Genomic DNA, 14,539 nt, shown 5'->3' on the forward strand with positions numbered 1-14,539 from the left:
TTAGAATGGTCCTATGACCCAGCAACTTATACCTTCACCGCAACGGATGGATTGTAATCAATTTAAGAAGATAAGAAACTTCAAAAAGTGATATGATATATTCGTAAACACATTTAGTGAGTTTAGTAGAATTTTTATCTTCATTCTTTAAATTAAAACCATTTGAAGAATACTATATAATTTTTCAGAAAGGACTTCGGTCCTTTCTTTTTTTAGATTATTAATAAGAGTCTAATGTTTGATTAAATTAAAAAAATTCAATATTCATACCATATGAAATGATTCTAAATTTATTTAGAATAGGAAATAACACTCAATCTTACTTTAGATTGAGTGTTATTTTTTAAGGTAAATGTAGGTGAGGTGTAGCTAGTCAAGATACAAAATTTGGCTCACTCTTAAAATAAAAAGCTCTGCTAGGCCTATCTTATTAGTAGGCTTGGGCAGAGCGGAAGATGTTTTTTGTTAGTGCATCCATTCCAAGACAGATAAGATCACGGGAATGGTTACCACTGAAAGAGTGGTCGATATGCACATCAGTTGGACCGGGAATTGGTTGTGGTGGTCATGAAGGACGGCAAAGATAACCACCATCCCGGCCACAGGACAACTCACGCCAAGGACCAAGGATTGAAAGGCTACAGGTGAGAGTGGGAATAGTTGAAGGACAAAGATACTAATCAGAGGGATAATTAGGTTACTTAAGGCAAAGCCTTGCCAAATGTGTTTACGTTTAAAGCCCGATTGGATTTGGGCGGTGGCAATGTTTGAACCAATTAGGAGCATTGATAATGGGGTATTAAGACTGGCCAAGTAAGAAACCGGTTGGCCAATCAGGGTTGGTAATTTGAAAGAGACGAGCCAGAAACCAATACCGACCACGGTCGCAATTATATTAGGATTGAGCGAAAGTTTTTTCAATTGAGCTTTCCAAGGTTCAGGATTTTTGCGGTAGAGAGTGATGCCATAGGTCCATTGGAAGAGGGTATAACCAATCAAGTGGATGACCATGAAGAGGACGCCATCGTCGCCGAGGACCGCTTGGGCCAAGGGAATGCCCATGAAGGAGGCGTTCGTAAATATGGTCCCGAATTTCAAAGCGACTTGATGTTCGGGATTAGCCACTTTGGAATCTCTAAAGCAAATTTCAGCGATAAGAATGGAAAGAAGATAGATGCTTGCGCTAGCTAAGGCAGCCCAACCGATCATCCGGAGCGTATTATTATCAAAGGGACGTTGGAAGACATTAATAATAACTGAAGGCATGGCGATATAGACTAAGATATTGGAAAAATCCTTTTGCGTTTCAGGTTTAATGAAGTGTGACTTGTAAGCGATAAATCCAATTGCCATTAAGAGACCCATAATAATTAGCTGTTGTCCAGCAAGCATAAACATAATTGCAGCTCCTTTTTAGATTTTCATAGTTACAATCATACACCATATACTATGAAAGAAAAGAGGGAATGTTGATGTAAGCGGATAATTATGAAAATAATTGATAAAAAAACGAGTAGCTCTAGAAAGGCTACTCGAAAAATTTTATCTAAAGGTTGGGTTTAGGGTTTTGGAAATTTCAACATATTTATCGTAGATCTCTTAGTAAACTGCGACATTGTCTGGATTAGGATAATAAATGTCCTTGAAGCTGACAAACTGTTCTGTCGCTGCTTCAATGGATGGCCAAATACCATTAGCAACACCAGCCAAGATTGCCCCACCCATGCAAGCGATATTTTCACTATTTGAGATGACTTTTACCGGCATGTTTAATACATCCGCCTTTTTATTATTTATGTTTTGTCTATGGGGATTATACAATTGTTTTTAATCGTTTTAAAACCTTCATTTGTCTGCAATTACAAGATATGCATGATCGGAATCTCTTGGTGAGAACTCATGGGCGCAGTGAAAGTTGATATGCCCCATAATATTACTCAGTCAAATCAAGATTTAAACAGTAGTATTCCTAATTTTGCAGCAAAGAATGAGGTGGCTGAGATTGCGGCTTCAATGGTTGAAGATGGTGATTTTATTGCAATTGGTAGTGGCTCAACGGCTTTTTTACTAGCAAGTAAACTCCATGGCAAACGGGATTTAACGGTTGCAACGAATTCGGTTTATGTCGCTTATGAGTTAATGCAAGATAAAACGATTAATTTCAATATTTGTGGTGGGTCAATTCTTTCCCGGAATGGGGCTTGCAACGGACCCTTTGCTGAATTGTATCTTAATGATATTCAAGTGGATAAGGGTTTTTGTGGTACTGATTCGGTGTCTTTGGAAAAGGGGTTTATTTCTATGGATGCTGATCCGCGGTCAGAAAGAGCCCAGTGTTTGGCCGGCAAACAACGCTATATGTTGGCTGATGCTAGTCAGTTCAAAAATCGGCCTTTTATTGAAAAAATTTGTAATTTTAAGGATGTAGATGCATTTATTACGAATTCTAATTTGGATGATTCCTTAATCTCTAGTTTACGGGACCGGCAAGTAGACTTGATTATGGCAGTGAAGTCGTTCGATTAAGTTTGATGATTTTTTCTGAGAAAAGGATTCCTATTAAAAATAGCCTTAGAAAAAATTTCCTTATTAAAAGGAACTCAATAGCTGTACGTTTGGGTTTGTTAATGCACAAAAAAACCACATCCATGCATCCAGTCTAGAACCAAAAGACCGTCCCTAGATCACTGAGCTAGGGGCGGTCTTAATGTTTTCCTGCTTTAAATTTTTTTTGCTTTGGATGGGTAAAACGACGGATATCAATGATGGTCCAAATTAAGAGACCAATCATGGCTAGGATAATCCCAATAGAAATGACTTGGCTGAGGAGGAGGTCTTGACTTGAAGGGTTGTCCCCAAAGAAGCCCGCTATCTGACTGGAGATTGAAATCAAGTTGAGGAGGGTAAGGATGATGACTGTTAGCCAACCCATGACTTTCACCCAGCGGGTATTTTTAAACTGATTGCCCATTTGGGCCGCTGAATCGGTCAACATTAAGAGGGGGACAATCGAAAAGGGTAAGGCCAAGGCCAGAAAGACTTGGGAATTGTTCATTAAATTGTTAAGGGCTTGGTGTTCGTCAAGGGACCCTTGGTGGGAAGTGATGGCGACACAGACAACTACCGGAATAATGGCAATTAACCGCGTGACCAACCGCCGTAACCATAAAGGCAAGCGAAGGTGGATAAAACCTTCCATGATCACTTGGCCGGTAATGGTTCCAGTAATCGTTGAGTTTTGTCCGGAGGCAAGTAAGGCCACCGCGAAGAGGGTGGAAAGAACGCCAGACCGGGCGGCTTCCGCTAGGACAGGGTTACTTACCATGTCAGGATTAGACAAGGCTTGATAAAGACCAAAGAAGGAAGGGTCTTGGACAGCACCTGACTTAAAGACGGCCACCCCCATAATTAAGAGAAGGGCATTGACTACCATGGCTAAGCTTAATTGGATATTGGAATCCCAATTAGAAAAGCGGACGGCTTCAGCGACCTTGCTTGAATCAGTACGGTCAATCTTGCGACTTTGGGAAATGGCGGAATGAAGGAAAAGATTGTGGGGCATAATGGTTGCCCCAATAATCCCTAAGCTGGCAGATAGGGGTGTTTGGCCACCAATCTTAGGGCTGGTTTGGACACTGGCCCAGGAAGGGATGAGACCCTTAGCTACTTGATGCCAGGCTGGCTGAGAGAGAATAATTTGATAAAGGAAGACGAAGAGAATGACAAAAATTAGGCAGACGACTAGGGCTTCAATTTTACGGAAACCGATTCGGTTAAGAAGCAAGAGTAAGAAGACATCTAATACCGTAATCACAACGGCTAGGAAGATGGGAATCTTAAATAGGAGGTAAAGGGCAATGGCGGCTCCGATAACTTCGGCAATATCTGTCGCCATGATGGCTAATTCTGTGAGAATCCAAAAGATGAAGCCAAGACGGCGACTGGTCCGCGCCCGGATGGCTTGGGCCAAGTCCAATTGGCAGACAATCCCCAGTTTGGCGGCCATGTTTTGAAGAAGCATGGCTAAGAGACTAGAAATTACGATGATAGATAAGAGTAAGTATTGGAAGTTTTGGCCGCCCGTAATAGAGGTAGACCAGTTACCTGGATCCATATAGCCCACTGCGACAAGGGCACCCGGCCCAGAATAAGCCAGGAGAGTTTTCCAAAAGGAATGTCCTTCAGGGACTTCTACGGTACTGTTGATGTCGCTCAAGGAGAGATCTTGGGGTCTAGTCATAGTTTGGGATTGAGTTTCCACGATGGGTCCAGCTTTCTATTTTTTCTATATGCTGATTTTACTCTTTAGGCATACCTAAGTAAAGCAAAAAGTTAGCTATTCCTAAAAATATTTAGGTTGGGCTTATGTTTATAGGCTAAGCTTTTTGCTTGTCTGGTTTATTCATGATAAAATTAAAGTATATCAAAATATTTTAAATAAAATTATATAATAGGAGGAAGGGGCTGTGCTTTTATTCATAGTATCATTAGTTTTAATTTCAGCAATTGTGGCCATTAAGTTTTCTAACCGTTTTGGGGTGCCTTTTTTATTGCTCTTTTTCAGCTTGGGTATCTCCTTTAATTTTTTAGGCGTGGACTTTGAAGATTATGTCCTCGTGGATGAAGTGGCCCAATTGGCCTTATTAATCATTATGTTCTACGGTGGTTTTGGGACTAACTTGACCTTAGCCAAGCCTGTCATGAAGGCTAGTATACTCATGTCCACCTTGGGTGTTTTATTCACATCCTGTTTCACGGGGATTTTTGCCTATTTTGTCTTAAGGGTTTCCTTACTTGAAGCCTTACTACTAGGATCTTTAATTGGATCGACTGACTTTGCTTCGGTTTATGCGATTCTTAAGTCGCAGAATCTAAATCTTAAATATGGGACCGCCTCGCTCTTAGAAGTAGAAAGTGGATCCAATGACCCCACCGCTTATACCATGACTATGGTTATTTTGGCCCTTTTAGCTGGGGGCGACCAGTCTATTCCTGGCTTAATCCTCAGTCAGCTGGTCTTTGGTTTGGGTTTAGGACTTGGGCTTGGCAAGCTCAGTCAATTGATTATTCAGAATATTTCTTTTGAGGAAGACGGACTTTTGAGCATTTTAATTTCAGCCATAGCAATTTTAACCTTTGCCTTGACCAGTCTCTTGGGTGGAAATGGTTTTTTGGCTGTTTATATCCTGGGGATTTATATGGGGCAAATTGAATATCAAAAGAAGCCAGAAGTGGTCTTCTTCTTTGAAGGGTTTTCTCGGATTATGCAAATTGGACTTTTCTTTCTTTTGGGACTTTTATCTAACCCTCAGCTAATTATTCAGGCCTTCCCTTATGCTTTAATTTTGATGCTTTTCCTGACCTTTATTGCTCGGCCCTTGGTGACGTTTGCTTTGTTAAAACCCTTAGGTCTGAAAAACAACCAAATTATCCTGATTGCCATGGCGGGTTTTAGGGGCGCGGCTTCGATTGCTTTTGCCATTATGGTGACTAACTATCCTATCCGATTAGAAAGTGATGTCTTTCATCTTGTCTTTGGGGTCTGTCTTTTGTCATCCCTTATCCAAGGCTCGCTAATGTCCTTCATCACCAAACGGGTCCAAATGCTTGACCCCAATGATACCGTCTATAATACCTTTAATTACTATAATGCCCGTAATCAAATCGGCTTTATTGAGATGAAAATTGAAGCCGATAATCCAATTGTCGGCCAATCTGTAGCAGAATTAAAGCTTGATCTAGCGGTCATTGTAGCCAAACTCATACGGGCGGGGAAGGTGATTGTACCCCGGGGGCATACCCGGATTCAAGCGGGAGATCGGTTAGTCCTAGGTGGCCAATCTTACTTTGATCCGAATGGGTCAGCCTTAACTGAAATTAAGGTGGCAGCCAACCATCCTTGGCTTGGCATGGCACTTCAAGATATTGAAATGGCTGATAATGAGCTGATAGTGATGATGAGGTCTGCTCAGGGTGAATCGATTGTACCGCAAGGGGATACCGAAATTCATGCAGGGGATAAGTTGATCATCTTACGGAATAAACGGACCTGAGCTAGGCTTTTCCAGGCTCAAATAGATGCGAAATTTAGCTTATCCTAACAAAATTTAGGCGAATAGAAAAATTTAATGAAATCGATTACTATTTATGGTATGCTAGGCTCATAAAAATTTGCTTGAACAAAAAGCCAGAGCTGTTAATTGAAAATAAATTTAGGAGGATGGGTGTGGCAAAGCACCTGTCTTTTCTGTTTTTTCAAAGCAGGTAACGAGCTTGTTTTGTTCAGGTAAAAAGGAGGAATTGTAATGAAAAAGATTTATCTTTTTTGTAATGCTGGGATGTCAACATCCTTAGTGGCTGCGCGGATGCAGGCAGCAGCGGATGCCCATAAGTTACCCTTGGATATTCAAGCTTTTCCAATCGCTAGCATGGACACGACCGTAGCTGAAACTAATCCAGATATGATACTTTTAGGCCCTCAGGTTAAATTCAAATTGGCTGAAACCAAGGACAAATATGCTGATCAAGGGATTCCAGTATCCGTGATTGATGCCAAGGATTATGGCAATGTCGATGCCGAACGGATTTTGAAACGGGCGCTCTTAGACTTCAAAGAAAGCCGAGGTAAGTAGGATGTTAGAAAAATTAGAAAAAATCTTAGCACCTCTTTCTGAGAAACTCTCCAACAATCGGGTCCTAACAGCCATTCGGGATGGTTTCCTTGTTACCACGCCACTCTTAATTGTGGCATCTGTCTTCTTGGTTATTACTAACTTTCCAATTCCTGGTTATTCAGAATTTATTGGTCAATTTTTAGGAACAGGTTGGGAAGATTTTTTAAATCCAGTGATTAACTCAACCTTCTCCATGATTGCTTTAATTTCAGTGATGGGGATAGGTTATGCTTATGGTAAACAATTAGAGGTTGACCCAATTGCTTCGGCAGCGGTTTCCTTAGTCGCTTTTTTGATTTTGACACCACAAAGCCATAGTGATTTTGTCAATGCGGATGGGGCAGCTTTTAATGGCTTGGCCCTATCCAATCTAGGGTCTGCTGGTCTTTTCTTAGCTATGATCACGGCCTTACTTGCGGTACAAATTTTTGCCTATGTGAAGAAAAAAGGCTGGGTTATTAAGTTACCAGATGGGGTACCACCCGCTGTAACCAATTCGTTCGCGGCTTTGATTCCATCTGCCTTGGTTATGTTAGTATTCTTAATCATTAACATTATCTTCACCTTTACCCCTTACCAATATGCTCATAATTTTATTTATAAGATTTTGCAAGCACCATTAATGGGCTTTGGTCAATCCTTTATTTTCGAACCTTTATATCAATTCTTGTCTACCCTCCTATGGTTCTTTGGTATCAATGGGCCAGCGGTAACCAATACGGTCTTCTCCCCAATCCACTTGGCCTTAACCACTGAGAACTTAGAAGCCTTTAAGGCGGGTCAAGCTTTACCAAATATCTATACCCAACCATTTGGAGATTTCTTCGCTAACTTTGGTGGGGGCGGTTCAACCCTAGCCTTAGTCTTATTAATGACCTTCATGGGTAAATCTCAACGGATGAAACAATTGGGTCGTTTATCTTTAGTCCCAGGTATCTTCGGTATTAATGAAATGGTTATCTTTGGTTTACCAGTGGTCTTAAATCCAATTATTTTAGTGCCATTTATTTTGACTCCATTGGTTAATATTATCTTAGCAACGTTTGCGACCATGTCAGGCTTAATTCCTTATACTACTGGGGCCTCCTTGCCATGGACGACACCGGCCTTCTTCTCAGGTTGGTTATCTACAGGGTCAGTTATTGCAGGTCTTTTACAAATCGTCTTAATTGTGATTGATTGTCTTATTTATTATCCTTTCTTCAAGGTCCTCGACCATCAATATATGAAGGATGAAAATCAACCACTTGAAGACGAACTAGATGAATTAGATGAACTATCCTTAGATGATTTTTCAATGGAAGATTTATAGGATATAATAGTGTCACTTCGTATGGGACAGCTCAGACAATTAAACTTGTCCGACTGTCCTTTTTTGTCAAAAGAAAGAGGGATGAGTATGTGGGCAATGATTGCAACTTGGCGGATGGCCTTGGAAGGGGTCCAGGACGCCGAATTGATTCTCAAAAATGGGGGTACAGCGAGTGATGCGATTGAGACTGCCATCCAGGCGGTGGAAGATTTCCCCTACTTTAAGTCAGTCGGCTATGGCGGTCTGCCTAACCGGAAGATGGAAGTGGAGCTGGATGCGGCCTATATGGACGGTCAGACTTTAGGCTTTGGTGCAGTCTGCGGTATCCAGGATATTGCCAATCCCATTTCCGTGGCCCGACGCTTGAGTCGGCTGAAGGCTAACAACGTTTTAGTGGGGCAAGGAGCCCGAGACTATGCGATTGCGCAAGGGTTTGAAACCAAGGATATGTTGACCGACCGGGCGCAAATACATTATCATAACCGGCAAAAACAATTAGGTCTCGACGACAATTTGGTACCCTATTCCGGTCATGATACCGTGGGCATGGTAGCTCTTGATCAGGCTGGTCTTATGGTGGCCGGCACCTCGACTTCCGGCTTGTTTATGAAAGAACCGGGTCGGGTCGGTGACTCGCCTTTTATCGGGTCTGGCTTATATGTGGATGCTCAAATTGGCGGGGCTTCAGGGACTGGTATGGGGGAAGATATCATGAAAGGGATTCTTTCCTATGAGATTGTGCGGTTGATGAAGGCTGGCAAGTCAGCCCAAGAAGCTTGTCAAACGGCAGTCTTTGATTTTGAGCGAGACATGGCGAACCGGGGAACATCAGTTGGTGATATTTCCATGATTGCTTTGGCCGCTGATGGCAGCTGGGGTGTGGCTTCGAATATTGATAATTTTTCTTTTGTAGTGGCTCTACCTGACCAAGGGAGTCAAGTCTATGTCACCCGCCGTCAAGGGGATACCATGATCCATGAACTGGCCAGCCAAGCCTGGTTGGATAATTATATGGCAGAACGGACCAAGCCTTTAGAGCGGTTGTAATGGGTTAAGTTGGTGTTAGCTTGGGGACGCTGATTGGTTTGTGCATTAAATGAGTTCAATGCACAAAAAATCGCGCTATAAAGAATCAAAGATAAGAGTAAAAGGGCGGATTCATCATCTTAAAGCCACCAATCTAAGAACAAAAAGTAAATTCGCAACGGCGAATTTTTATAGTCCCCTAAATCTAATCAAAAGGTAGTTTCGCCCAGATGAAGTTTCATAGACTAAAACCCCAACCTAACTAAAACCCAGAAAGAAAATGAAGTTTCATTAAAAGAAAGAAGGAAGTAAGAATGCCAGAAAGTATTCGCCAGCAAATCCAAGCCCAGGTTAAAGCAAGTCAAGCAGATCTGGTCGCGGCTTTGCGGGATTTAGTAGCCATTGAAAGTGTACGGGGAGAAGCAAGACCACAAGCACCCTATGGACCGGGCCCCAAGGCTGCACTAGACAAGGCACTGGAAATCGCCCACACATTAGGCTTTCAGACCAAAAATATCGACAACAAGGTGGGTTATGCCCAATATGGTCAAGCAGACCCCAATGACCCTCAAGCATATTATGGGATTTTTGGCCATGTGGATGTGGTGCCTTTAGGAGAGGGCTGGAAGCATGGTCCTTTGGCAAGCGAAATTGAAGCTGGCCGGATTTATGGTCGGGGTGTGCTGGATAATAAGGGACCCATTTTGGCGAATCTTTTTGCCCTTAAAATATTAAAAGACCTTGGGGTTGAATTCCCAATTCCGGTACGGATTGTCTTCGGTTCTAATGAGGAGACTGGCTTTGACTGTGTCAAACATTATTTGACCAAGGAACCAGCCCCACGTTTTGGTTGGACCCCAGATTGTAAATGGCCGGTGGTCTACGGCGAACGAGGTCGTCTGCAGGTCCGGATCCTGGCTGAATTAGAGGTCTTAGACAGTCTATTCAATTTTGTGAACAGTCATATCCTTCAAGCGCCCGCTTCGGGTCAAGCTCTAGGGGTAGATTTTAGAGATGATGATTTTGGTCAAATGATTATGCGGGGCTACCATTTTGGCATGACTGACCAAAAGCAAGCCTTTTTCCAATGGTCCTTATCCTATCCGGGTGTTACCAGTCAGGCGGAGATTGTCGCTGCTATCCAAGAACGCTTGCCGCAAAACCTATCCTTAGAAGTCATCCATAATTGGGATCCGATTTTATATGATAAAGATTCCCTTTATGTTCAAACCTTGCAAAAAGTATATTGTGAGGTGACTGATTTAGAAGCAGAACCAGTGACGACCACAGGTGGAACCTATGCCAAATTAGTACCGAATATTATTGCTTATGGACCATCGTTCCCAGGCCAAAGAGATATTGCCCATTTACCGGATGAATGGATGGACTTGCAGGACCTAGAGACCAATACCTTAATTTATTGTTTGGCCTTATATGATTTGGCCCAATTATAAATTCTGCTGCCTGATTCTAATCCACTCTTTAAGCTAAAGCTAAGTCACTTTTAATGTACTAAGCCTCTCCAAATGTATATAATAAGAACAGTAATAATTCGAATGAAAGCTATTTATAATTTTTGTTCGTATTGAAAATGATGCTTTTAGATATAAAGGAGAACGTTGATTCATGAAAATTACCGTTGCTGGTACTGGTTATGTGGGCTTGTCTTTGGCTGTCTTATTGGCCCAACACAATGAGGTCACTGCTTTGGATATTGTCCCTGAGAAAGTGGAAATGATTAATCAAGGGATTTCCCCGATTGAAGATAAGGAAATTTCTGATTTTTTAGCCAATAAGGACTTAAATTTAAAGGCAACCCTAGATGTTGAAGCGGCTCACCAAGCGGCTGAAGTCTTGGTCATCGCCGCGCCAACCAACTATGATGATGAGACACATACTTTCGATACCTCTGCGGTAGAATCTGTCATTGAAGATGCCTTACGTTTGAATCGGCAAGTGCTGATTGTGATTAAATCAACCATTCCGGTGGGCTATGTCAAGTCAGTTCGGGAAAAATATGGCGTTGAAAATATTATTTTTTCACCTGAATTCCTCCGTGAGGGTCGCGCTCTTTATGACAACTTACATCCGTCCCGGATTGTAGTGGGGGACACTGGTCAACGTGGCCAATTGTTTGCGGATCTCTTGAAAGAAGGGGCTGTGGACCAAGATGTTGAAGTGCTCTTGGTGGGACCAACTGAAGCAGAAGCCATTAAATTATTTGCCAATACCTACTTAGCTCTGCGGGTGTCTTATTTTAATGAATTGGATACTTATGCTGAAATGCATCACCTGAATGCTAAGGAAATTATTGAAGGTGTTGGCTTAGACCCTCGGATTGGTAACCATTATAATAACCCTTCTTATGGGTATGGTGGTTATTGCTTACCAAAAGATACTAAGCAATTGTTGGCAAATTACGGGAACGTGCCTCAAAATATGATTTCTGCGGTGGTCGAAGCCAATAAGACGCGGAAGGAACATATCGCCCACCAAGTCATGAAATTTAATCCTCAGACAGTGGGAATCTACCGCTTAACCATGAAGGCAGGCTCTGATAATTTCCGCCAATCAGCCATCCAAGATATTATCAAATTGTTGATGGGTGAAGGGATTGAAGTTATCATTTATGAACCAACCGTCAAGGAAGATATGGTCATCAATTGTCCAGTTATCCATGATTTTGATCAATTTAAGGCCCAATCAGATGTTATTTTGGCCAACCGTTATGACGCTAGCTTGGATGATGTCGAAGACAAGGTCTATACCCGCGACCTTTTCCATAATAATTAATTTGTTTATTTGGATAAAAATTGGTAAATAGTCAAATCGGTTTTGGTCTGTCCTTTTAAGGTGATTGAGTCAACATATTAATCTACCAATTTAAAGTTAGGCTGGGCTTGGGCCCAGCTTTTTTAGAAATGGAGGAAATATAATGTTAATTGAAGCCTGTGTGGGCTCTTATGAAGATGCTGTCATGGCAGCCGAGGGCGGGGCCGACCGGCTGGAGTTTAATTCGGCTTTAGCCTTAGGTGGTTTGACGCCTTCTTATGGGGCTTTTGTTTTGGCGCGGCAAGCAGTCACTATCCCCATCATAGCTATGGTTCGACCTCGTCCCGGTGGTTTTTCTTATTCTGAAGAAGAGAAAGCGGTCATGCTCGCTGATGCTCAGTTCTTGCTAGACCAAGGAGCAGATGGTTTGGTCTTCGGATGTCTCAAAGAAGATGGTTGTTTGGATGAAGACGCTAACCGAGCTTTGATTGACCTTTGCCATAAAGCCGGTAAAGAAGCTGTTTTTCACCGGGCCTTCGATGTGGCGGCCGACCCTTGGACGGCCGTGGCTGACTTAGCTGTTTGGGGTTGTGACCGGATTCTGACTTCCGGCCAAGCCGTGACTGCCCCTGAGGGCGCCGATTTATTAGCACGGTTAATTCAAACTTATGGCGACAAAATTGAATTCTGTCTAGGTTCTGGTGTTAATGCGAATAATGCTTTAGCACTGGCAAACCAAACTGGAGCCAACCAACTTCATGCCTCCTTTGGGAAGTGGCGTCAAGATAAGACTAGTCACGGCCAGGGCGGGGTAGACTTCGGCTCTGGAAGCCAAGGAGATTATCAAGCTTTAGATATCAGCAAATTAAAGGCAATGGTGGATTTATTTAAGTAGGTTAGAGATTATAAAAAAGGTTAGGATCAAAAATGAAATTTGATCCTAACCTTATTTTGTTTGATTGACTTATTTTGTGGTAGTGTGCATTAAACTTCTTCAATGCACATAATTCAGTATTCTTGTGCATTGAAGTCTCCCAAGGCACACAATCTAGCTTTTTAAAGTATCTAACCTACAAGCCCAATGATTTTTTGGCCAGACGGTCGACGACTTCGTTATATTCGACTCCGGTATGAGAGTCGACATGGCAGAAGTGTAAGTTGATGCGGCCTTGTCGCTCTTGAAGAAAGTTTACATAGAGTTGGGAAATCGGTTTTTTGGCGGACCAAGCACCAGTCGCCCAAGCTTCAATGCCTTGGTAATCGTAATAAATAAAAGCTGTCGTTACCGCTTGGTCTAACAAATAGTCAATAGCGGCCATAATCCCACGGATTTCCCCCGCCACATTGCGGGCGTCAATGTATTGGTCGGGGCTGAAGCCTTGGCAAAGTTGATGGGGGGCCTGCTGGGGCAAGAAAATCAGCCCACCATAACCATAGCGGGGGCGGCCATCATGATTGGTAAAGGATCCATCGACAAAAACCACTGCTTGCCCGGGTCTTAGTTGGTCGATTTGATTTTGAATTGACTGATTAAGTTTATTTTTATTTTTGCGGGCGGCAGAATGGGGCTGGGGGGCCACACTCGAAATCCCCCCTTGCAGAAAAGCTTCTGCCTCGGCTTGACTAGGGAATGATTTAAAGACCGCCCCAGGGAAACCTGAGGTTTGTTTTTGACAGTCGGCCCAGGTCCGGTAGATGCCGGGTTGCCGCCCCTTACGAACGACATAGTATTTTTGTTTCGCCATGACCTTCCTCCTTTGATATCTGCCTTATCTTATCATATTTACATAGAATTTACAGACCTGACTATCTCTAACAAAAAATCCGTCAACTTTACATAGAATTGATAATTAATTTACAAAGCTTTTGTATACTATAAACAAGTAATTATGAAAGGGTTTTGTTAAGCGTTTAAGACTATTTGGAGACCTACACTATTCTAAGAATTATTTACAGTTAGCAGATTTTGAAGCTAAGCGGGACATCTATTTTGCTAAATTTTTTGAGAAATTGTTTGAAGTTGAGGCGGATTATTATATTTCCTTGGGGGACTTGACCAATACCGGTGACCTATGTGAATGGCAGGGAGTATACGATCTCTTGCGAAAACACCAGGCAGTGGACCACTTTCTTTTAACTGTGGGCAACCACGATGCCTATAGTTTAACCAAGGCCCAGCTAGAAGAATTTCTGGCCCAGCCACTTTACCGGGCAATTGAAGTTGATGATTATTTATTAATTTTCTTAGACACCAGCCGGGAAAAAGACTTCTTTGATTGGTCGGGTTACCTTGACCAGGACAAATTGACTTGGTTAGAGAATTTATTAAACAATCATCGTGATAAGCATTTAATTGTCTTCGGCCACCATCCACTTTATAATACGACTCTGTTTTCCAATACCGAAAAAGCGTCGGTGGTTCCGCAAGTTGGGCTGAAGGAAATTTTGGACCAGCATCTTAAGCCGAGCTTGTGTCTCTGTGGCCATGTGCATGCAGATTCGATTGTTCATGAAGGGCAGTGGACCTATATTCAATTAGCGGCCGTCTTAGACCAGCCTTGTGTCCGTGAATTGGAAATCAGTGATGGCCAGGTGTCGATTTCTTCATATAACTTAGATGAGACGGACCGTCAAAAAGGTACTTGGTTGGGTGCCAATATGGCTTACTTTAACTTAGTTGACCGCGGTTTCCAGGGACTGCATAACCGGAATCTTGAGTTTGACTGGGAGGATATAATTTATTGAGGAAAAAATA

The 14,539-nt window shown here is 42.4% G+C and carries 13 protein-coding genes and 1 pseudogene; 10 read left to right on the forward strand and 4 right to left on the reverse strand.

What is annotated here, in order from left to right; translation table 11 throughout:
- Positions 1 to 57: hypothetical protein (locus tag G396_RS12135; RefSeq protein ID WP_428829642.1), on the forward strand; the 57-nt coding region annotated here is incomplete at its 5' end.
- Positions 58 to 465: 408 nt separating this feature from the next.
- On the opposite strand, the gene G396_RS0107060 is transcribed toward G396_RS12135, so the two are convergent.
- Together G396_RS0107060 and G396_RS11480 are read right to left on the reverse strand one after the other, a co-directional pair.
- On the reverse strand, positions 466 to 1,398 hold the full coding sequence (locus tag G396_RS0107060; protein WP_028125531.1) for an AEC family transporter: 933 nt from the start codon (positions 1,396 to 1,398) through the stop codon (positions 466 to 468).
- A gap of 201 nt (positions 1,399 to 1,599) precedes the next feature.
- Positions 1,600 to 1,767 (reverse strand): hypothetical protein, encoded by a 168-nt coding sequence (locus G396_RS11480; protein ID WP_155857431.1) that lies wholly within the window; start codon positions 1,765 to 1,767, stop codon positions 1,600 to 1,602.
- A 132-nt stretch (positions 1,768 to 1,899) separates the two neighbouring features.
- On the opposite strand from G396_RS11480, the gene G396_RS0107070 reads away from it, so the two are divergent.
- On the forward strand, positions 1,900 to 2,526 hold the full coding sequence (locus tag G396_RS0107070; protein ID WP_028125532.1) for a DeoR/GlpR family DNA-binding transcription regulator: 627 nt from the start codon (positions 1,900 to 1,902) through the stop codon (positions 2,524 to 2,526).
- 178 nt (positions 2,527 to 2,704) lie between these two features.
- Here G396_RS0107070 and G396_RS0107075 read toward each other — a convergent pair whose 3' ends face one another.
- Positions 2,705 to 4,240, reverse strand: coding sequence for an Nramp family divalent metal transporter (locus G396_RS0107075; RefSeq protein ID WP_028125533.1), 1,536 nt, complete (start codon positions 4,238 to 4,240; stop codon positions 2,705 to 2,707).
- A gap of 226 nt (positions 4,241 to 4,466) precedes the next feature.
- On the opposite strand from G396_RS0107075, the gene G396_RS0107080 reads away from it, so the two are divergent.
- The 7 genes from G396_RS0107080 (at position 4,467) to G396_RS10435 (ending at position 12,679) form a co-directional block, all read left to right on the forward strand.
- The gene (locus G396_RS0107080) at positions 4,467 to 6,053 is read left to right on the forward strand and encodes a potassium/proton antiporter (RefSeq protein WP_028125534.1); all 1,587 of its coding nucleotides are present in this window, start codon (positions 4,467 to 4,469) and stop codon (positions 6,051 to 6,053) included.
- Positions 6,054 to 6,305: 252 nt separating this feature from the next.
- A complete protein-coding gene (locus tag G396_RS0107085; protein WP_028125535.1) occupies positions 6,306 to 6,632 on the forward strand; it encodes a PTS sugar transporter subunit IIB in 327 nt (108 codons plus the stop codon).
- A 1-nt stretch (position 6,633) separates the two neighbouring features.
- Positions 6,634 to 7,986: a PTS sugar transporter subunit IIC gene (locus G396_RS0107090; RefSeq protein ID WP_006418397.1), complete on the forward strand. Its 1,353-nt coding sequence runs from the start codon at positions 6,634 to 6,636 to the stop codon at positions 7,984 to 7,986.
- A gap of 87 nt (positions 7,987 to 8,073) precedes the next feature.
- Entirely contained in the window at positions 8,074 to 9,033 is a 960-nt protein-coding gene (locus tag G396_RS0107095; protein WP_006418506.1) for a glycosylasparaginase, read from the forward strand.
- A gap of 293 nt (positions 9,034 to 9,326) precedes the next feature.
- Entirely contained in the window at positions 9,327 to 10,466 is a 1,140-nt protein-coding gene (locus tag G396_RS0107100) for a Sapep family Mn(2+)-dependent dipeptidase (RefSeq protein WP_028125536.1), read from the forward strand.
- Between the two features lie 172 nt (positions 10,467 to 10,638).
- Entirely contained in the window at positions 10,639 to 11,805 is a 1,167-nt protein-coding gene (locus G396_RS0107105) for a nucleotide sugar dehydrogenase (RefSeq protein ID WP_006418303.1), read from the forward strand.
- A 142-nt stretch (positions 11,806 to 11,947) separates the two neighbouring features.
- Positions 11,948 to 12,679 (forward strand): copper homeostasis protein CutC, encoded by a 732-nt coding sequence (locus tag G396_RS10435; protein WP_006418306.1) that lies wholly within the window; start codon positions 11,948 to 11,950, stop codon positions 12,677 to 12,679.
- A 175-nt stretch (positions 12,680 to 12,854) separates the two neighbouring features.
- Here the strand turns inward: G396_RS10435 and G396_RS0107115 are convergent, their stop codons facing one another.
- Positions 12,855 to 13,529, reverse strand: a complete 675-nt coding sequence (locus G396_RS0107115) for a ribonuclease H1 domain-containing protein (protein WP_028125537.1) — start codon at positions 13,527 to 13,529, stop codon at positions 12,855 to 12,857.
- A gap of 184 nt (positions 13,530 to 13,713) precedes the next feature.
- Between G396_RS0107115 and G396_RS0107120 the strand changes: the two are divergent.
- Positions 13,714 to 14,529 (forward strand): annotated as a pseudogene (locus G396_RS0107120) (metallophosphoesterase family protein); the annotation flags it as partial.
- Positions 14,530 to 14,539 lie beyond the last annotated feature (10 nt).

Source organism: Eremococcus coleocola DSM 15696, assembly GCF_000428865.1.
Taxonomy (GTDB): domain Bacteria; phylum Bacillota; class Bacilli; order Lactobacillales; family Aerococcaceae; genus Eremococcus; species Eremococcus coleocola.

What these genes read in the sequence shown, in the direction of transcription:
- G396_RS0107070 (WP_028125532.1), top strand. Translation starts at nt 1,900, where the DNA reads ATGGGCGCAGTGAAAGTTGATATGCCCCATAATATTACTCAGTCAAAT.
- G396_RS11480 (WP_155857431.1), bottom strand. Translation starts at nt 1,767, where the DNA reads ATGCCGGTAAAAGTCATCTCAAATAGTGAAAATATCGCTTGCATGGGT.
- G396_RS0107115 (WP_028125537.1), bottom strand. Translation starts at nt 13,529, where the DNA reads ATGGCGAAACAAAAATACTATGTCGTTCGTAAGGGGCGGCAACCCGGC.
- G396_RS0107100 (WP_028125536.1), top strand. Translation starts at nt 9,327, where the DNA reads ATGCCAGAAAGTATTCGCCAGCAAATCCAAGCCCAGGTTAAAGCAAGT.
- G396_RS0107060 (WP_028125531.1), bottom strand. Translation starts at nt 1,398, where the DNA reads ATGTTTATGCTTGCTGGACAACAGCTAATTATTATGGGTCTCTTAATG.
- G396_RS0107105 (WP_006418303.1), top strand. Translation starts at nt 10,639, where the DNA reads ATGAAAATTACCGTTGCTGGTACTGGTTATGTGGGCTTGTCTTTGGCT.
- G396_RS0107075 (WP_028125533.1), bottom strand. Translation starts at nt 4,240, where the DNA reads ATGACTAGACCCCAAGATCTCTCCTTGAGCGACATCAACAGTACCGTA.
- G396_RS0107085 (WP_028125535.1), top strand. Translation starts at nt 6,306, where the DNA reads ATGAAAAAGATTTATCTTTTTTGTAATGCTGGGATGTCAACATCCTTA.
- G396_RS0107090 (WP_006418397.1), top strand. Translation starts at nt 6,634, where the DNA reads ATGTTAGAAAAATTAGAAAAAATCTTAGCACCTCTTTCTGAGAAACTC.
- G396_RS10435 (WP_006418306.1), top strand. Translation starts at nt 11,948, where the DNA reads ATGTTAATTGAAGCCTGTGTGGGCTCTTATGAAGATGCTGTCATGGCA.
- G396_RS0107095 (WP_006418506.1), top strand. Translation starts at nt 8,074, where the DNA reads ATGTGGGCAATGATTGCAACTTGGCGGATGGCCTTGGAAGGGGTCCAG.